Source organism: Faecalimonas umbilicata, from assembly GCF_042846195.1.
Classification (GTDB): domain Bacteria; phylum Bacillota; class Clostridia; order Lachnospirales; family Lachnospiraceae; genus Faecalimonas; species Faecalimonas umbilicata.
The window spans coordinates 930,275-950,885 of the sequence record NZ_AP031411.1; the positions used below are offsets into that span (position 1 = coordinate 930,275).

Annotated in this window: 14 protein-coding genes and 1 riboswitch; of the genes, 13 read left to right on the forward strand and 1 reads right to left on the reverse strand. The window is 41.4% G+C overall.

Annotation, left to right across the window (positions count from 1 at the left end; translation table 11 throughout):
• Positions 1-8 precede the first annotated feature (8 nt).
• The 13 genes from ACGG81_RS04455 (at position 9) to ACGG81_RS04515 (ending at position 19,491) form a co-directional block, all read left to right on the forward strand.
• The gene (locus tag ACGG81_RS04455) at positions 9-1,916 is read left to right on the forward strand and encodes an AAA family ATPase (RefSeq protein WP_390109813.1); all 1,908 of its coding nucleotides are present in this window, start codon (positions 9-11) and stop codon (positions 1,914-1,916) included.
• 161 nt (positions 1,917-2,077) lie between these two features.
• Positions 2,078-2,278, forward strand: a complete 201-nt coding sequence (locus tag ACGG81_RS04460; RefSeq protein ID WP_009262839.1) for an excisionase — start codon at positions 2,078-2,080, stop codon at positions 2,276-2,278.
• 99 nt (positions 2,279-2,377) lie between these two features.
• Positions 2,378-3,508: a tyrosine-type recombinase/integrase gene (locus ACGG81_RS04465; protein WP_390109815.1), complete on the forward strand. Its 1,131-nt coding sequence runs from the start codon at positions 2,378-2,380 to the stop codon at positions 3,506-3,508.
• Between the two features lie 83 nt (positions 3,509-3,591).
• Positions 3,592-4,689, forward strand: a complete 1,098-nt coding sequence (gene ychF / locus ACGG81_RS04470; protein ID WP_016439301.1) for a redox-regulated ATPase YchF — start codon at positions 3,592-3,594, stop codon at positions 4,687-4,689.
• A 24-nt stretch (positions 4,690-4,713) separates the two neighbouring features.
• Positions 4,714-5,625: a prolipoprotein diacylglyceryl transferase gene (gene lgt, locus ACGG81_RS04475; protein WP_320852204.1), complete on the forward strand. Its 912-nt coding sequence runs from the start codon at positions 4,714-4,716 to the stop codon at positions 5,623-5,625.
• A 189-nt stretch (positions 5,626-5,814) separates the two neighbouring features.
• Positions 5,815-9,357, forward strand: coding sequence for a pyruvate:ferredoxin (flavodoxin) oxidoreductase (nifJ, locus tag ACGG81_RS04480; RefSeq protein ID WP_008976349.1), 3,543 nt, complete (start codon positions 5,815-5,817; stop codon positions 9,355-9,357).
• A gap of 188 nt (positions 9,358-9,545) precedes the next feature.
• A riboswitch (Lysine riboswitch) is annotated at positions 9,546-9,719 on the forward strand.
• A gap of 131 nt (positions 9,720-9,850) precedes the next feature.
• On the forward strand, positions 9,851-11,464 hold the full coding sequence (locus ACGG81_RS04485) for a Na+/H+ antiporter NhaC family protein (RefSeq protein WP_270196229.1): 1,614 nt from the start codon (positions 9,851-9,853) through the stop codon (positions 11,462-11,464).
• Positions 11,465-11,656: 192 nt separating this feature from the next.
• The gene (locus ACGG81_RS04490) at positions 11,657-14,581 is read left to right on the forward strand and encodes an insulinase family protein (protein ID WP_390109820.1); all 2,925 of its coding nucleotides are present in this window, start codon (positions 11,657-11,659) and stop codon (positions 14,579-14,581) included.
• Between the two features lie 12 nt (positions 14,582-14,593).
• The gene (gene era / locus ACGG81_RS04495) at positions 14,594-15,490 is read left to right on the forward strand and encodes a GTPase Era (RefSeq protein WP_008976345.1); all 897 of its coding nucleotides are present in this window, start codon (positions 14,594-14,596) and stop codon (positions 15,488-15,490) included.
• Between the two features lie 90 nt (positions 15,491-15,580).
• A complete protein-coding gene (locus ACGG81_RS04500) occupies positions 15,581-15,790 on the forward strand; it encodes a hypothetical protein (protein ID WP_390109823.1) in 210 nt (69 codons plus the stop codon).
• Positions 15,726-16,472, forward strand: coding sequence for a DNA repair protein RecO (gene recO, locus ACGG81_RS04505; protein WP_008976343.1), 747 nt, complete (start codon positions 15,726-15,728; stop codon positions 16,470-16,472). The genes ACGG81_RS04500 and recO overlap by 65 nt, the downstream gene beginning before the upstream one ends.
• Before the next feature lie 152 nt (positions 16,473-16,624).
• Complete coding sequence (locus tag ACGG81_RS04510) at positions 16,625-18,013, forward strand: glycine--tRNA ligase (protein ID WP_008976342.1); 1,389 nt, start codon at positions 16,625-16,627, stop codon at positions 18,011-18,013.
• Between the two features lie 98 nt (positions 18,014-18,111).
• On the forward strand, positions 18,112-19,491 hold the full coding sequence (locus ACGG81_RS04515) for an aminopeptidase (protein ID WP_390109826.1): 1,380 nt from the start codon (positions 18,112-18,114) through the stop codon (positions 19,489-19,491).
• 120 nt (positions 19,492-19,611) lie between these two features.
• Here the strand turns inward: ACGG81_RS04515 and ACGG81_RS04520 are convergent, their stop codons facing one another.
• Positions 19,612-20,553, reverse strand: coding sequence for a helix-turn-helix domain-containing protein (locus ACGG81_RS04520; RefSeq protein WP_390109829.1), 942 nt, complete (start codon positions 20,551-20,553; stop codon positions 19,612-19,614).
• Positions 20,554-20,611: the final 58 nt, after the last annotated feature.

A 20,611-nucleotide genomic window follows, 5' to 3' on the forward strand; every position in this document is an offset into this window, starting at 1 on the left:
TTTAGAAGATGGAAGAATATACAAGAGAACAGATTCAAAGAGCAGATGATACTGATTTATATGTTTTTCTTTCTGGGAGAGGAGAACAGTTCAAACGATGTGGGAAGGAATACCGATGGTTGCGACATGACAGTGTGATGATCAACAAGAACGAATGGTATCGTTTTAGTCAGAATAAAGGTGGTCATGCCATTGATTTTATGAAAGAATTTTACGGTCTTTCTTTTGCAGAGGCAGTCAAAGAATTATTAGGAGAAGAGGGAGTTGGAGAAACCAACAGAAGAACGGCCAAGGAAGATGCAGGCAGACAGAAGGTCTGCCCCATCCCCTTGCCTGGATTGGAATTGCCAGAAAGAAATGAAAGCTGTGAGATTGCAAGGAAGTATCTCATTGAGCAGAGGAAACTATCGGAATGGCTGATAGATCAGATGATTGCAAAGGGGGATATTTATGAAAGTAAAAACTATCACAATGTGGTATTCGTCGGAAGAGACAAAGAACAGAATCCTAGATATGCAGCTATGCGGGGAACCGATGAGAACCGATATCGTGGGGAGGCAAGAGGTTCGGAAAAAGCCTATGGATTTGGCCATATAGGAACGGATGAAAAACTGTTTGTGTTTGAATCCCCCATTGATCTTTTGTCTTATATCACTGCAGTTCCGGAAGACTGGGGAAAGCATAGTTATATTTCTCTGGGCGGATTGAGTGAAAAAGCAATGAAACGGATGTATACAGAATATCCTCATATTCATTCCATCTACTTGTGTCTGGATAATGATGAGCCTGGAAATGAGAGATGCAGGCAGTTTGTTTCTCTTATTCCGAAGGAACTGAGTGTGTACCGATTAGAACCGGTGAAGAAAGACTGGAATGAATGTCTAGTAGCAGAAGTTCCAGTAGAAAATATGGCAAAGCAGATGTGTTGGAGAGATGCCAGGGAAAAACCAGTTCCGGTCATGAAAATGTCGGAGGTTGAGGAAACGGTGGTCCAGTGGTTATGGTATCCCTTCATTCCCTTTGGAAAGGTTACTTTGATCCAAGGGAATCCGGGAAAAGGAAAAACATGGCTTGCAATGGCAATTGCCGCATACTGTACCAACGGAAAGGAACTTCCCAATGCACTTCCGATAGAACCCTTTAATGTGTTGTATCAAACAGCAGAGGATGGGATTGCAGATACCATTAAACCCAGATTAGCAAAATGTGGTGCAGATATGACAAGGGTACGATTCATCAATGAAGAAGAAAAACAGCTTTCTATGACGGACGATCGGATTGAAAAAGCCATCCGACAGAATAATGTACGACTCATGATCATGGATCCCATACAGGCTTATCTGGGAGCCAATGTGGATATGAACCGGGCAAATGAGATCCGTCCCTTATTTCGACATCTCAGTACGATTGCAGAGAGAACTGGATGTGCCATTGTTCTCATTGGACATTTGAATAAGTCGTCGGGAAGTCAGAGTGATTACCGTTCCCTGGGATCCATTGATATCGCAGCGGCAGTACGAAGCATCTTATTTGTAGAAAAGGTGGAAAAAGAGAAGGAACAGGATATCCGAGTGGTATATCAGCAAAAGGATTCTCTTGCTAAAAAAGAAAATCCGGTAGCATTTTCTTTAGGAGAAGAAGGCTTAACCTGGTTAGGGGAATACGATATATCCATTGAAGATCTGCTGATGGGGAAAGCAGGAACGAAAAAGGAAACGAAACTGGAAAAGGCACAGAAATTGATCCTGGAGTTATTAACCAAACGGAAAGTAATGTGTTTAGAAGAATTAGAGGCAGAACTACTAGCCTATGGGATTTCTTCTAGAACAGGAAGAGATGCAAGAAAGCAGCTGGAAAACAGATTGAGCTACGACTGGTGTCAGGGAAGAAAAACAGTTGCGTTAATCACAGAATAAAAGATGATATTGGCAAAAAAACTACTTTGGCATTGGCAGTTTTTATAGATACCTTTGCCAGCCGCCAATGTCAAAGATATTTACCATTTATTTCAAAAAATGGTCGTGTGTATTGCGAGGTGAAATTTATGCTATGCACGTAAAAACAGGGAAAGGATATTATGAATAAACCATATGTACCGATTTATGAAAAGGTGGCTCTTACAATTGAAGAGGCAGCTGAATATAGTAATATTGGACAAAATAGAATTAGTAATTTGTTAAAAGAACCACGATGCCCATTTGTACTTTATGTAGGAGCTAAAAAACTTGTAAAGAGAAAAGAATTTGAAAGATTTATTTCGGAAAATATAGAGATTTAAGAGATAGGAGATGAGATGGAAATTGAATATTCACAAAGATAAAATGGTATGGTATAATATAAAGTACTGTATTAGGGCTTCTTTGAAAGGAGCTAAAATATGGGAAAAGATTTAAAAGGCAAAGAACTTGGTGTGGGTATATCACAGGAAAGTACAGGATTATACTCCGCAAGATTTGTAGATCGGTTTGGAAAGAGAAAGCATAAACGATTCAAAAAGCTACAAGAGTGTAGAACTTGGCTTGCAGATGCGATTTATGTAGATGAACATAGTGATATTTCAATGCCATCTGATATGTTGGTGGATCATTGGTTTGATTATTGGATTGGAATAAAGAAGAAAACAGTCCGTCCGAATACGGTTCGTAATTATACAGAGAGATATGTAAGAAATATTAAACCATTGATTGGGAAAATGTTATTATCAGATGTGAAACCTCTACATTGTCAAAAGATATTTTATGATATGGCGGATCAAGGCTATCGTACGTCTACGATTTATCAAGCAAGAATTACATTATATAATATGCTTGAATATGCAAAAGAAAATGAAGTATTACGAACGAATCCCTGTAAAAGGTCAGTAAAGAGTGATATGGGAAAACCTTCGGAGAAGAAAGTTGCATTAGAAAGAGATGTGCAAAAAATATTTTTGAGATATGCAGAAGGGCAGAGTTATGAAAATCAGTATCGATTTATTCTTCAAACCGGATTGAGGACAGGCGAATTAGTTGGATTGAAATGGGAAGATATTGACTTTGAATCTAAAACAATTCAGATTCGCAGGAGTATGGAATACCGTTATAGTGTAAAAGAGTGGTGTATTGGAGAACCAAAGAGTAAATCAGGTTATCGTACGATACCTTTAACAGAAGAAGCGGTTGCTATACTGAATAAACAAAAAGAAAAGAATAAGTGGATTTCAGAAATTTCAAAAGAATGGGAAGAGTTTGTGTTTCTGTGCAGAAAGGGGACACCAGTTAAGAACAGTACATATGATACGGCATTGTTTAAGATTTGTGACAAAGCACAGATTCCTAGATTTTCAATGCATATTTTGAGACATACATTTGCTACTAGATGTATTGAAGCAGGTATGAAGCCCAAAACACTTCAAATGCTACTGGGCCATTCAAATATTGGAATTACCATGAACTTATATGTTCATACTACCGAAGAAGAAAAGAAAAAAGAAATTGATTTGGTAGCAGAAGCGCTTATGGCAATATGATGGCCCACTAAATGGCCCACCTGTTAAAGTAAGTATGCTGAAATCCCTTGAAATCTAAGGATTTATAGGAGGAAATAGAAGAAATGAAACTAGGTATCGTTGGATTGCCGAACGTAGGGAAAAGTACATTATTTAACTCATTGACAAAGGCAGGGGCAGAGTCAGCAAACTACCCATTCTGCACGATCGATCCGAATGTCGGCGTTGTTGCAGTGCCGGATGAGCGTCTGGAAGTGCTTGGGGAGATGTACCATACAAAGAAGATTGTTCCGGCAACGATTGAATTTGTAGACATTGCAGGTTTGGTGAAGGGAGCTTCCAAAGGAGAAGGTCTTGGAAATCAGTTTCTTGCAAATATCCGTGAGGTAGATGCAATCGTTCATGTTGTGAGATGTTTTGAAGACGAGAATATTGTACATGTAGATGGAAGTATTGCTCCGCTTCGAGATATTGAGACGATCAATCTAGAGTTGATTTTCTCAGACATTGAGATTTTAGAGAGACGTATCGCAAAGACGACAAAAGTTGCGAGAAATGACAAGTCAGCGGCAAAAGAACTTGTATTGTTAGAGCGGCTGAAAGGATATCTCGAAGAAGGAAATATGGCACGCAGCTTTACGACTGAAGATGAGGAAGAGCAGGAATGGCTGGAAAGTTATAATCTGTTGACTTATAAACCAGTAATTTTTGCGGCAAATGTGACAGAAGATGATCTTGCAAATGACGGTGCAGACAATTCCGGTGTGGCAGAGGTCAGAGCATATGCAGAGAAAGAGCACTGTGAAGTGTTTGTTGTATGTGCACAGATCGAGCAGGAAATCGCAGAGTTGGATGACGATGAGAAGAAAATGTTTTTAGAAGATCTTGGACTGAGCGAATCAGGTTTGGAAAAATTAATTCGTGCAAGCTATAGCCTCCTTGGACTTTTAAGTTACCTGACAGCTGGAGAACAGGAAGTCAAAGCATGGACGATCACAAAAGGAACCAAAGCTCCACAAGCAGCAGGAAAGATTCATTCAGATTTTGAACGTGGATTCATCCGTGCGGAGATCGTAAGCTATGATGATCTGATGGCATGTGGTACTTATACGAACGCGAAAGAGAAAGGGCTTGTCCGTCTGGAAGGAAAAGAATATGTTGTTCAGGACGGTGACATTATTTTATTCCGTTTCAACGTGTAGAAAGCCAGAGAAGGGAGAGGTAGTATGAATATGAATATCAATTTTCCGCATTTGGGAATCGAACTGGAACATGTGGGTCGGTCCATATCCATTTTGGGGTTTCATATTACATACTATGGAATACTGATAGGTCTGGCGCTTGTCGCGGGGATTTTTATTACGATTTATTTTGCAGTAAAGAGCAGACAAAATATTGAGCATTATTTAGATCTTGTGATTGGGACGGTGCTTTGGGGTGTTGTCGGGGCAAGACTCTATTATGTTCTGTTTTCGTGGGACAGGTATCAAGGACATTTCTTTCGTATTTTCAATTTGAGGCAGGGAGGACTTGCATTTTATGGTGCCTTGATGGCAGCGGTACTTTTTACAGTTTTCTATGCGAAACGGAAGCGGGAAAAACCGATGCGTCTGTTAGATACGGCAACTGTTGGTCTGATTGCAGGACAGATTATCGGGCGATTCGGTAATTTCTTTAACAGAGAATCTTTTGGCGGATATACAGATGGACTTTTTGCAATGCAGCTTCCGGTCGATGCTGTGCGGACCGCCGATATTACAGAAAAGATGCGGGAACATATCGTAGAACTGGAAGGGATTTCTTATATTCAGGTACATCCTGCATTTTTGTATGAGATGGTATGGAACCTTCTGATTCTTGTACTTGTGCTTCTCTATTATAAGAAAAAAATGTTTGAAGGGGAACTGTTTTTAATCTACATAGCATTATATGGAATCGGGCGTACATGGATTGAGGCACTCCGTGTGGACAAACTCCATCTTCCTTTTGGAAATCTTCCGGTTTCACTGATTTTTGCAGTTGTTTCAGCGGCGGTAAGCATTGTGCTGATCATACATTTTAGAAAAGAAGTCGAGCGAAAGAAACAGATGGAAAAAAGAAGACAGCTCCGCAGAGAGTGTGAGACAGAGAGACATTAACAGAATAGATTGTGAGAGAAAAACTCCTCACCGGAAACGGCAAAGAAAAGCTGTGGAAGGTGGGGAGTTTTTTGGGAAAATTCTCTTGTATTTTAAAAGGAACAAATTCCTACTGGACTTTTGTATACAAGAGGAATATAATATGAATAAATAGGAAAAAACCTAGAATTTGAAGGAGGAAAAAAACCAATGGCAAGAAAAATGAAGACCATGGATGGTAATCACGCAGCAGCTCATGCTTCTTATGCATTTACAGATGTTGCAGCTATTTATCCTATCACACCTTCATCAGTTATGGCGGAAGCTACAGATGAATGGGCTACTCAAGGTAGAACGAATATTTTTGGACAGACAGTTCAGGTAACAGAAATGCAATCAGAGGCAGGTGCAGCAGGTACAGTACACGGTTCCCTCGCAGCAGGTGCTTTGACAACTACATACACAGCATCTCAGGGATTATTACTTATGATTCCTAACTTATACAAAATCGCTGGTGAGCAGTTACCGGGTGTATTCAATGTTTCTGCCCGTGCTTTAGCAAGCCATGCATTATCAATCTTTGGTGATCACTCAGACGTTTATGCATGTCGTCAAACAGGATGTGCTATGCTTTGTGAATCAAGTGTACAGGAAGTTATGGACTTGACACCGGTTGCTCACCTTGCAGCAATCAAAGGAAAGATTCCGTTTATCAACTTCTTCGATGGATTTAGAACATCTCACGAGATTCAGAAGATTGAGACATGGGATTATGAAGACTTAAAAGATATGGCAGACATGGATGCAATTGCTGAATTCAGAGCACATGCACTGAACCCAAATCACCCATGCCAGAGAGGTTCTGCTCAGAACCCGGATATCTTCTTCCAGGCAAGAGAGGCATGTAACCCATTCTACGATGCTATGCCGGCAATCGTTCAGGAATACATGGACAAAGTCAATGAGAAGATTGGTACAAACTACAAATTATTCAACTACCATGGAGCAGAAGATGCAGAACATGTAATCATCGCTATGGGATCTGTATGTGATACAATCGATGAGACAGTTGATTACTTATTAGCAGCAGGAAGAAAAGTTGGTGTTGTAAAAGTTCGTCTTTACAGACCATTCTCTGCAGAAGCTCTGATCAATGCAATTCCAGAATCTGTAAAACAGATCACAGTATTAGATAGAACAAAAGAGCCGGGAGCGCTTGGAGAACCATTATACTTAGACGTAGTTGCATCTTTAAAAGGAACAAAATTTGATGCAGTACCTGTATTTACAGGACGTTATGGATTAGGCTCCAAAGATACAACACCTGCTCAGATTGTTGCTGTATATGACAACACAGAAAAACAGAAATTCACAATCGGTATCGTGGATGACGTTACAAACTTATCATTAGAAGTAGGTGCTCCGTTAGTTACAACACCAGAAGGAACAATCAACTGTAAGTTCTGGGGACTTGGAGCAGATGGTACTGTTGGAGCAAACAAAAACTCTATCAAGATTATCGGTGACAACACAGATATGTACGCACAGGCATATTTTGATTACGACTCTAAGAAATCAGGCGGTGTGACAATGTCTCACTTACGTTTTGGTAAGAGCCCGATCAAATCTACATACCTGATCAAACAGGCTAACTTTGTAGCATGTCACAATCCGTCTTATGTGAATAAGTACAACATGGTACAGGAATTAGTTGACGGTGGTACATTCTTACTGAACTGTCCATGGGATATGGAAGGACTTGAGAAACATCTTCCAGGACAGGTGAAAGCATTTATCGCAAATCACAACATTAAGTTCTATGTGATCGATGGTATCAAGATTGGTAAAGAAATCGGACTTGGCGGACGTATCAACACAGTTCTCCAGTCAGCATTCTTCAAACTTGCTAATATCATTCCGGAAGAACATGCAATCGAATTAATGAAAGCAGCTGCAAAAGCATCTTACGGTAAGAAAGGTGACAAGATCGTACAGATGAACTACGATGCGATCGATGCAGGTGCAAAACAGGTTGTAGAAGTTCAGGTTCCAGAAAGCTGGAAGAACGCAGAGGACGAAGGCTTATTTACACCAGAAGTAAAAGGTGGAAGAAAAGAAGTTGTTGACTTCGTTAAGAATATCCAGGCAAAAGTAAATGCTCAGGAAGGAAATACACTTCCGGTATCTGCATTCACAGAATACGTAGATGGTTCTACACCATCAGGTTCTTCTGCATACGAGAAACGTGGTATTGCAGTAGATATTCCGGTATGGAAACCAGAAAACTGTATCCAGTGTAACCGTTGTGCATATGTATGTCCACATGCAGTTATCCGTCCGGTTGCTCTTACAGAAGAGGAACTTTCAAAAGCTCCAGAAGGAATCGAGACAATCGATATGATCGGTATGCCGGGAATGAAATTTACAATGACAGTATCTGCTTATGACTGTACAGGATGTGGCTCTTGTGCAAATGTATGTCCAGGTAAGAAGGGTGAGAAAGCTCTTGTAATGGAAAACATGGAAGCAAATGCTGGAAAACAGGAATACTTCGATTTCGGAAGAGAGATTCCGGTAAAACCAGAAGTAGTTGCTAAATTTAAAGAAACAACAGTAAAAGGAAGCCAGTTCAAACAGCCATTACTTGAGTTCTCAGGAGCTTGTGCAGGTTGTGGAGAGACTCCTTATGCAAAATTAATCACACAGTTATTCGGTGATAGAATGTACATCGCGAATGCAACTGGATGTTCTTCAATCTGGGGTAACTCTTCACCGTCTACACCATACACAGTAAACGAAAAAGGACAGGGTCCTGCATGGTCTAACTCTTTATTTGAGGATAATGCAGAGTTCGGTTACGGTATGTTATTAGCTCAGAAAGCTTTAAGAAACGGCTTAAAAGCAAAAGTTGAGAAGTTAGTAGAGAGCGGAGACAATGAAGCAGTTGTTGCAGCAGGAAAAGAATGGTTAGAGACATTTAACTGTGGAGCTACAAACGGAACAGCAACAGATAACCTTGTTGCAGCATTAGAAGCTTGTGACTGTGGATGTGAATTGAGAAAAGAAATCTTACAGAACAAAGACTTCTTAGCTAAAAAATCACAGTGGATCTTCGGTGGAGACGGATGGGCTTACGATATCGGATTCGGTGGAGTTGACCATGTATTAGCTTCCGGACAGGATATCAACATTATGGTATTCGATACAGAAGTTTACTCTAATACAGGTGGACAATCTTCAAAATCTACACCGACAGGTGCGATTGCTCAGTTCGCAGCAGGCGGTAAAGAAGTGAAGAAGAAAGATATGGCAAGCATTGCAATGAGCTACGGATATGTATATGTAGCACAGATTGCTATGGGAGCTGATTTCAATCAGACTGTAAAAGCGATTGCAGAAGCAGAAGCTTATCCAGGACCATCTTTAATTATTGCTTACGCTCCATGTATCAACCATGGTATTAAGAAGGGTATGAACAAAGCTCAGACAGAAGAAGAGTTAGCAGTAAAATCAGGATACTGGCACAACTTCCGCTTCAACCCAGCTGCAGAAGGAAATAAATTCACTCTCGACAGCAAGGCTCCAACAGAAGATTACAGAGAATTCTTAAATGGAGAAGTTCGTTACAATGCATTGGCAAGAATGAACCCAGAAAGAGCAGAAGAATTATTTGCGAAATCAGAAGAAGCAGCAAAAGAGAGATATGCATACTTGAACAAACTTGTAACTCTCTATGGAAGCGACGCTGAATAGAACAGACAATAATGTTTTTCGAAAGAGAATAAAGTCATGGAAAAGGGATACTTCAGAAATGGAGTATCCCTTTTTGCAGAAAGTATACAAAAAAAGAAAAAGGACAGAAGAAAAAATAGTAAAAGTAGCAATTCCTATTTTAGGAAAATTGTGCTATACTAAATGCTGTTTGAAAAGAGAATTGAATGACAAGAGATAGAGGTGCAAGGATTATCAGTACGGTACATGAGAACACGGTGGACGACCGATGTACCGGAAAGGATGAATTGCCGAAGAACTGTTCTTTCGTCCGGGGAGCAGGATCTGGGTCACTGCAGAATATGCAGTGGACTGTCACAGACATGTGGAGTGCTATCGTTGGCTGAAATAAAACAGAGATGAGTTAGAAGGTTTTTGCCATGAACGCGCTTTAGCAAGTTGTCGTTCATGGTTTTCTTTTTCTAAAAACAAATTTGAAATTATTTTAAAGGATTAGAGAGAAAGGAGAACTTTTATGCACATTTCAAAGAAAAAAATATGGAGTGTGGCGGCGTTTGTGTTTATGTTTACACTATTGCTGTCAATGACGGTATTTGCAGCGGATGGGGAGGCGGCACAGCCGAAGATGTATGCAACATTTTGGGCATTGATTCCCCCGGTGGTGGCCATTGCATTGGCTTTGATCACGAAAGAAGTTTATAGTTCACTGTTTGTAGGAATTCTTGTGGGGGCGATGTTTTATTCAGACTTTTCATTTGAGGGAACTATTGTCCACATTTTCAAGGGAGGAATCATCAGTGTGCTGTCGAACAGTTATAATGTAGGAATTCTTGTATTCCTGATCATACTGGGAGCGATGGTCAGCCTGATGAACCGGGCAGGAGGATCTGCGGCATTTGGAAAGTGGGCTGGAAAGAGAATAAAAACTCGTGTCGGTGCACAACTTGCAACGATTGCGCTGGGAATGTTGATATTTATCGATGATTATTTTAATTGTCTTACAGTCGGAAGCGTGATGCAGCCTGTGACAGACAGACATCAGGTGTCGAGAGCAAAGTTATCTTATCTGATTGATGCAACTGCAGCTCCGATCTGTATTATTGCTCCGATTTCTTCCTGGGCAGCAGCGGTGACGGGATTTGTAGAGGGAGAAGATGGTTTTTCCATCTTTATGAGGGCAATTCCGTACAATTTTTATGCACTATTGACGATTCTGATGATGATTGCGATTGTTGTGATGAAATTTGATTTTGGGACAATGCGGACACATGAGAAAAATGCAGTAAAAGGAGATATCTTTACAACTGCGAACAGACCTTACGAGAGTGGGGAGGAAATTCCTGTCAATGAAAATGGGAAAGTGACAGATCTTCTGATTCCGATTGCATCCCTGATCGTTTGCTGTGTAATTGGGATGATCTATACCGGAGGATTTTTTGACGGGGTTGATTTTGTAACAGCGTTCTCGAACAGTGACGCGTCGGTGGGACTTGTCCTCGGAAGCTTCTTTGGCCTCGTTCTTACGATTGGGCTGTACTGTGTCCGGAAGGTTTTGACTTTTAAAGAGTGTATGGAATGCATTCCGGAAGGGTTTAAGGCGATGGTTCCGGCAATTATGATCCTGACATTTGCATGGACCTTGAAAGCGATGACAGACAGTCTCGGAGCGGCAGCGTTTGTTGCAATGGGTGTGAATCAGTTTGCGGAAGGATTGATGAACTTCCTTCCGGCGATCATTTTCCTGATCGGATGCTTTTTGGCATTTGCCACGGGAACTTCCTGGGGAACTTTTGGAATTTTGATTCCGATTGTCGTTGCGATTTTTGCAGAGACAAACGAGACTTTGATGATCATTTCCATCTCTGCATGTATGGCAGGAGCGGTATGCGGAGATCACTGTTCTCCGATTTCAGATACGACGATCATGGCATCTGCCGGTGCGCAGTGTGATCATGTTACCCATGTATCGACACAGCTTCCGTATGTCATTACGGCGGCACTGGTCTCTTTTGTGACGTATATTATTGCCGGATTTGTACAGAGTGCATGGATAGCACTCCCGGTTGGAATCGGATTGATGATCGTTACATTGATGGTGATCAAGAAGAAAACAGAAAATCAAGAATAAAAAGAAAACAAACGGGAGATCGTAAAAATACGGTCTCCTATTTGTGTTTGAAAGAACACATTGTTTATGAAATCAAAGAGATCAGATTCTTTTTACTTTCTTAATATAGAAAATAATGATATAATGTATAAATCGGAGCGGTCTGTTTGAGCCGCTGCTATGATAGGAAAATACAGAGTGGAGAGTGATAGTATGAAGCATACACAATTATCTGCATACGAACTTGTGCGGAAACAGGACGTATCAGATTTACAGTCTGTCGGCTATTTATTCAGACATAAAAAGACGGGAGCGAGGGTGCTCCTTTTAGAGAACGATGATGAGAATAAGGTATTTACAATTGGTTTTCGTACACCGCCGGAAGACAGCACAGGACTTCCGCATATTTTGGAGCATTCTGTTCTCTGTGGATCGAAGAAATTTCCGGCAAAAGATCCGTTTGTGGAGCTGGTGAAGGGCTCTTTGAATACATTTTTGAATGCGATGACATATCCGGACAAGACATTGTATCCGATCGCAAGCTGCAATGACAAGGATTTCCAGAATCTGATGCATGTTTATATGGATGCGGTTTTTTATCCAAATATCTATGAGCGAGATGAGATTTTCCGGCAGGAAGGCTGGAGTTATAAGCTGGATGAAAAGGAAAGTGATCTGGAGTATAACGGAGTAGTATACAATGAGATGAAAGGAGCATTCTCCTCACCGGAAGGTGTTTTGGATCGTGTCATCTTAAACACGCTGTTCCCGGATACTTCTTACCGCAATGAGTCCGGAGGGGATCCAGATGTAATCCCGGAACTGACGTACGAGCAATTTTTAAACTTCCACAAGAAGTATTATCATCCGTCCAACAGTTATATCTATCTGTATGGGGATATGGACATGGAGGAAAAATTAAACTGGCTGGATCAGGAATACTTAAGTAAGTTTGATTATCTTGCAATCGACTCAGAGATTCGTTTCCAAAAGCCGTTTGAGCAGATGAAGGAAGTAGAGATGGCATATTCGATCACAAGCAGTGAGTCAGAGGAAGATAACACATATTTATCCTACAACAAAGTGATCGGGACAAGTCTGGATGAGAAGTTGTATCTCGCATTTCAGATTCTTGACTATGCACTTCTGTCTGCACCAGGTGCGCCGTTGAAGAAGGCACTTGTGGATGCGGGCATCGGAAAAGATATTATGGGATCTTACGACAATGGGATTTATCAGCCGATTTTCTCGATCATTGCAAAGAATGCCAATCTGGAACAGAAGGAAGCGTTTATTCAGATCGTAGAAGATACGTTGAAAGAAATCGTGAAAAATGGAATGGATCAGAAAGCGCTGGAAGCAGGAATCAATTATCATGAGTTCCGCTACCGGGAAGCCGATTTTGGAAATTTCCCGAAAGGATTGATGTATGGACTGCAGATGTTTGACAGCTGGCTTTATGACGATGAAAAACCATTTATCCATGTGGAAGAGCTGAAAACATTTGCATTCTTAAAAGAACAGATCGGTTCAGGGTATTTTGAAGAATTGATTCAGAAGTACATTTTGGACAATCCGCACGGAGCAATTGTCGTGATCAAGCCGGAGAAAGGGCGCACCGCACGGTTAGACAAAGAATTGGCAGAACGTCTTCAGGAATATAAGAAGAGTCTTTCGGAAGCAGAAGTGGAGAAGATTGTGGCAGATACGAAAGAGCTGATCGCATATCAGGAAGAGCCATCGACGAAAGAAGAACTGGAAGCAATTCCGGTGCTGGAGATTGAGGATATTTCAAAGGAAATTGCACCGATTTATAATGAGGAACTGCATCTGGCAGATACACTTGTCGTACATCATGATGTAGAGACAAACGGAATCAGCTATCTGTCATTGATGTTTGATCTGTCAGATGTGCCGGAAGAACAGCTCCCATACGTGGGAATTTTACAGTCTGTAATTGGAATGATCGACACGAACAACTATGCCTATGGAGAATTGTTCAATGAGATCAATATGAGCACTGGGGGAATCGGGACAAGCCTTGAAGTGTATCCGAATGTGACGAAAGTTTCTGAGAAGGAATTTAAGGCTGCTTTTGAGGTGAAGACAAAAGCACTCTATGATAAACTTCCAGTTGCATTCCAGATGATCCGTGAACTTTTGATGGAGTCAAAATTCGAAGATGAGAAGCGTTTGGAAGAAATTTTGGCATTATTGAAATCAAGACTTCAGATGAAATTCCAATCTTCCGGACATATGACCGCAGTGCTGCGTGCGATGTCCTACCGCTCGCCGATGTCACAATTCAAAGATTTGACAAATGGAATCGCATTCTACGAAAAAGTGTGCCAGATTGCAGATCATTTTGAGGAAGAGAAGGCAGCACTGATCACGAATTTGAAGAAATTATCCGAACAAATCTTCCGCGCAGATAACATGATCATCAGTTGTACATCCAGAAAAGAAGGATTGGAAGAATTGGAGAAATTGATCAGAGAGCTGAAGAACGGAATTTATCAGGGAACAGCAGATCACACTCCGTGCATTCTTCACTGTGAGAAGAAGAACGAAGGGTTTCAGACAGCATCAAAAGTGCAGTATGTAGCCCGTACCGGAAATTTTATGGAGGAAGGTCTTGATTACACCGGAGCGCTGCAGATTTTGAAAGTAATTTTAAGCTATGATTATCTCTGGCAGAATATCCGTGTAAAAGGCGGCGCATACGGATGTATGAGTAACTTTAACCGGATTGGAGATGGATATTTTGTTTCTTATCGGGATCCGAATCTGGAAAAGACCAATGAAGTATACGAGGGAATTACAGAATACCTCAGAAACTTTGACGTCGATGACAGAGATATGAAAAAATATATCATCGGAACGATCAGCAATATGGATGTGCCGATGACACCTGCTACAAAGGGAGAACGATCTATGAACCTCTATATGAATCATGTGTCAAAAGAGATGATCGAGCAGGAGAGAAAAGAAGTATTAGATGCAAAAGTATCAGACATCCGTGCACTTGCCGATATTGTGGAGGCAGTGTTGAAGGCAGGAGATTTGTGCGTAGTCGGAAGTGAAGAGAAGATTGAAGCACAGAAAGAATTATTTATGGAGATTAAAAATCTTGCATAGGAAGGAGAACGAATGAGAGCAGATTACAGATCAGGTTTTGTCACATTGATCGGAAGACCGAATGTGGGAAAATCAACACTGATGAATTATCTGATCGGACAGAAGATAGCGATCACATCGAACAAGCCACAGACGACGAGGAACCGGATCCAGACAGTTCTGACAACAGAGGAAGGACAGATTGTTTTCGTAGACACCCCGGGAATCCACAAGGCGAAAAATAAGCTTGGAGAATATATGGTAAATGTGGCAGAGCGCACATTGAATGAAGTAGATGTGGTGCTCTGGCTCGTAGAGCCGTCGACATTTATCGGAGCGGGAGAACGGCATATTGCAGAACAGCTGAAAAAGGTAAAGACACCTGTGATCCTTGTAATCAATAAGACAGATAAAGTTAAGAAAGAAGAAGTGTTTACATTTATTGATGCCTACAAGAATATCTATGACTTCGCGGCGATTGTTCCGGTTTCGGCGCGAAGCGGAGAAAATACAGATGAATTGATCCGTGTGATCATGCAGCACCTTCCATACGGACCTCAGTTCTATGATGAGGATACGATCACAGATCAGCCACAGCGCCAGATTGTAGCGGAAATTATCCGTGAGAAAGCGCTTCATAGTCTGAACGAAGAGATTCCGCATGGTATTGCAGTGGCAATCGACAGGATGAAGATGCGTAAGAAGATTGTAGATATCGATGCGACGATCATCTGTGAGCGAGATTCGCACAAAGGGATCATCATCGGAAAGCAGGGGGCGATGTTAAAGAAAATCGGAAGCACGGCACGCTATGAGATTGAGCAGATGCTGGAGTGCAAAGTGAACCTGCAGCTTTGGGTGAAAGTCAAAAAAGACTGGAGAGACAGTGATTTCCTGATCAGGAACTTTGGATACACAAAGGAAGATTAAACAAGAACACAACATGAGGTACAAGACCAGTTGTATAGTTTCATTCAGAATGGACATCCTAGAAGTAAAGAAATACGAAGGGATGATTGGATGAAGAATGCATATTGGGACCATTTTGTGGAGACAGGAAAAGTAGAAGATTATCTCTGTTACAAAGGGATGGAGATTTGTCATCAGACAATGGAATTGTATAAAGACAGAGAAAAAAGTTTAGGATGGGCAGGAGAACAGACAAGTGAATCAGGCAGTGACAGTGACAGGAATGATTTTATCGGCGGCCCCGGTGGGGGACTACGATAAGAGAGTTGTGATCCTGACAAAAGAACGAGGCAAGATTTCTGCATTTGCAAGGGGAGCGAGACGTCCAAACAGCTCCCTTGTAGGTGTGACAACGCCGTTTGCTTTCGGGGAGATGACGTTGTATGAAGGGAAAAGCTCCTATAATCTGGTGCAGGCAGATATCTCTAATTATTTTTCGGAGCTGCGCACAGATATGGAGGGAGCCTACTATGGGTTTTATTTCATGGAATTTGCGGACTATTATACAAAAGAGAATAATGATGAGCGGGAAATGCTGAAACTTCTGTACCAGTCGCTGCGTGCGCTTGTAAGAAAGACCATACCTTATGAATTGATCCGTTACATATTTGAACTGAAGTCGATCAGTATCAATGGGGAGGCGCCGGAAGTGTTTGCATGTGTGTCCTGTGGCTCGACGGAGGAACTGGAAGTGTTCAGTGAGTCTGGGCAGGGGATGCTGTGCAGCGAGTGCTGCCACGAGGTCAAGGATGGGAAAAGACTGCATCCATCCACAGTTTATGCGATGCAGTATATAATCAGCAGCAGTATCGAGAAGCTTTATACCTTTACGGTAAGTGCTCAGGTGCAGAAAGAACTGAAACAGCTGATGAAGCAGTATATCCGGCATCATATTGACAAGAATTTTAAATCACTGGAAGTACTGGAAGTCTGTATTCGATAAAAGGAATGCTATTCCATACTGCCATTAGGAAAAACTATCCTGGATTGCTTGAAAAAACAAACGGGAAAGGGTATAATAACAGACATTAATATCTTATTTATCTGTGGATGGAAACTGTCATGGATGAAGAGAAGAGAGTGAGGTAGATAGTTATGGAGAAGACAATGGACAAAATCGTGGCCTTGGCAAAATCAAGAGGTTTTGTATATCCGGGATCTGAGATCTACGGTGGGCTTGCGAATACATGGGATTATGGAAATCTCGGTGTAGAACTTAAGAACAATGTAAAAAGAGCCTGGTGGAAAAAATTTGTTCAGGAATCAAAATATAATGTTGGTGTAGACTGTGCGATTCTGATGAACCCTCAGACATGGGTGGCATCCGGACATCTCGGGGGATTCAGTGATCCGCTTATGGATTGTAAAGAATGTAAAGAAAGATTTCGTGCAGATAAGCTGATCGAAGATTTCGCTCAGGAGCATGGGATTGAATTAAAAGACAGTGTAGATGCATGGTCACAGGAAGAGATGGCAGCATGGATTGAAGAACATAACGTACCATGTCCGTCCTGCGGAAAACATAATTTTACAGATATCAGACAGTTTAACCTGATGTTCAAGACCTTCCAGGGAGTGACAGAGGATGCGAAAAACACAGTATATTTAAGACCGGAGACTGCGCAGGGAATCTTTGTAAACTTTAAAAATGTACAGCGTACATCCAGAAAGAAAATTCCGTTTGGAATTGCACAAGTTGGGAAATCTTTCCGAAATGAGATCACACCAGGGAACTTCACATTCCGTACAAGAGAATTTGAACAGATGGAATTAGAATTCTTCTGTGAGCCGGGTACAGATTTAGAGTGGTTTGCATATTGGAAGAAATTCTGTCTTGACTGGTTGAGCTCTCTTGGATTGAAAGAAGAGGAGATCAGAGTCAGAGACCATTCGCCGGAAGAGTTATGCTTCTATAGTAAGGCGACATCCGACGTAGAATTCTTATTCCCATTTGGATGGGGAGAACTCTGGGGAATCGCAGACAGAACGGACTATGACTTGTCACAGCATCAGGAAGTCTCCAAACAGGATCTGACTTACTTTGATGATGAGAAGAAAGAAAAATATATTCCGTATGTCATCGAGCCGTCACTGGGAGCAGATCGTATGGTTCTTGCATTCCTTTGCAGCGCATATGATGAAGAAGAGTTGGAAGGTGGAGATACCCGTACAGTGATGCATTTCCATCCGGCGCTTGCACCGATCAAGATTGGTGTGCTTCCGCTTTCTAAGAAATTAAATGAAGGCGCAGAGAAAGTATTTGCAGAGCTGTCAAAGACTTACAATTGTGAGTTTGATGACCGTGGAAATATCGGAAAGCGCTATCGCCGTCAGGATGAGATCGGAACTCCGTTCTGTGTTACATACGACTTTGAGTCTGAAGAAGACGGAGCGGTTACAGTCAGAGATCGTGATACGATGGAACAGGAGCGAATCAAGATCGAAGATCTGAAAGCATATTTTGAAAAGAAATTTGAATTTTAATAGGAGTACGCGATACTCAGAATGCTATGAGATGTATGGTGAAAAGTAAATTTTACCATACATTGCATATAGAGAAAACAAAAAGGAGCGACGACAAAATGAAAAGAGAAAATCAGTGGAATAACTATGATGCAGCTGAATTAGAAGTGCTTGAAAAAGTGAATGCTGCATACAGAGAATACCTTGATGCAGGAAAGACAGAGAGAGAATGTGTGACAGAGTGTATCCGCCTTGCAGAAGAAGCTGGATATCAGAGTCTTGAATCTGCGATTGCAAGTGGAGTAAAATTACAGAAGGGCTCAAAAGTTTACAGCCAGTGCATGGGAAAATCTATCGTATTGTTCCAGCTCGGAGAAGAGCCTTTAGAAAAAGGTATGAATATTTTAGGAGCACATATCGACTCTCCACGTATTGATGTAAAACAGAACCCATTATGTGAAGACAATGAGTTTGCTTATTTAGATACACATTACTATGGCGGAATCAAAAAATACCAGTGGGTAGCAACACCACTTGCACTTCACGGAGTCGTAGTGAGAAAAGATGGAACAAAAGTTGAGATCGTAATCGGTGAAAAAGAAGATGATCCGGTACTTGTGATTACAGATCTTCTTGTACATTTATCAAGAGAACAGCTGGATAAACCGGCAAGAACTGTGATCGAAGGTGAAAAATTAGATCTTTTGATTGCCAACAAGCCATTAGAAGGAGAAGAAAAAGACGCTGTCAAAGCAGGCGTATTAAAGTTATTAAAAGAGAACTATAACATCGAAGAAGAAGATTTCCTCTCAGCAGAGCTTGAGATCGTTCCGGCTGGAAAGGCAAGAGAATGTGGAATTGACAGAAGTATGATTATGGCATACGGACAGGATGACAGAGTTTGTGCATTTACATCTTTACTCGCAATGTTAGAGACAAAAGATGTGAAGAGAACAGCATGCTGTATCCTTGTGGACAAAGAAGAAATCGGAAGTGTCGGAGCAACTGGTATGACATCTAAATTCTTTGAGAATGCAGTCGTAGAACTGATAGATGTTGTGGAAGGATACTCAGAAGTGAAGTTCCGCCGTGCAATGGCAAATTCTAAGATGCTTTCTTCAGATGTAAGTGCTGCATTTGATCCGTTATATGCAGCAAGCTTCGAGAAGAAAAATTCTGCATTCTTTGCACACGGTCTTGTGTTTAATAAATATACAGGAAGCGGCGGAAAAGGTGGATCTAACGATGCCAACGCAGAATATGTTGCAGAACTTCGCAAGATCATGGATGACAACAACGTTGCATTCCAGACAGCAGAACTCGGTGCAGTAGACATCGGAGGCGGCGGAACAATCGCATACGTTCTTGCAAGACATGTCATGAACGTGATCGATAGTGGTGTGGCTGTACTTTGCATGCACGCTCCATGGGAGATTACAAGTAAGGTAGACGTATACGAAGCTGTAAAAGGATACAAAGCATTCTTAAAAGATGCATAAGATCAGGAAGCAAAGGCAGAGATTGCTAAAATAGAATAGAAAATAGAAATCCCCTCTTTTTAGAAGCATTGTGAAAGCGGTAAATTCTAAAAAGGGGGGATTTTACATTAGGCGAAGAACTTATGGATGCAGCTTTTCTTTTGTTGAATGCGAGAATGCATTGGAGATTCCTTTTACCGAAGAAGAATATTCCAGTGGGGACATCCCGGTTGCTTTCTTGAATTGTTTGGAGAAATACTGGAGGGAACTATAAGACAGGTAATGAGCAATCTCTGTGAAGTTCATTGTTCCGATCCGAATGATTTCTTTTGCGTATTCAATCTTCATCTGACTGAAATATTCGATCGCACCGCAGTTTTTTTCTTTGTGGAACAGTGCCTGTAAGGCAGAACGGCTGATCGAGAATTGGGAGCAGATTAGTGGAACTGTCAGGTGGTCACAGATATGTTCTTCCATATAAGTCGAAATCTGTTGAAACTGGTTCTGTTTTGCCGTAATATTGGCGGGAGATTCCATGAGCGGTGGTTCAGGAGAATGTTCTAACTGACCGGAGGAGGATCTGTTTCGCTGGATCGTGATCAGAAACAGTTCGAGATAAAGGGTGATCAATTGCTGTGCGCCAAAAGGAGCTTCCGCGGAAATATGAACTTGTTCGATGCGCGGCTCATGAAGCGGGGTAGAAAATGCAAGTCTTGCTTCAGCAATGATCTGTGAGATGATCGTACGTTCTTCTAAAGTCAGAGTGGTGTGTAGTTTCTGGAACAAGTGCATGGCGGGTGAAAAGCAGTAGAAGGAGATCGCGACAAGGTTTGGTGCTTTTTCGCCAATGGACTCAAAGGCATGAAATTCATTTGGTCGATGAAAGATAATATCCCCTGCGTGGAGTGTGAGCCATTCATTTTCTGCGCGAACAGATACTTCTCCTTTATCTACATAGAGTAGTTCCCAAAAATCGTGAGATTCTCCTTGAAAGACGAAATTTTTCATATATTCAAAATAGTGTATGGTGACAATGCTCTCGATATTGATTTCTTTTTTCATGCGTGTACTGACATATCCCATTGTATCTTTCCTCCAGTGTGATCATTTGCCGGTTGCAAATGATTCTCAGTGATTGTTT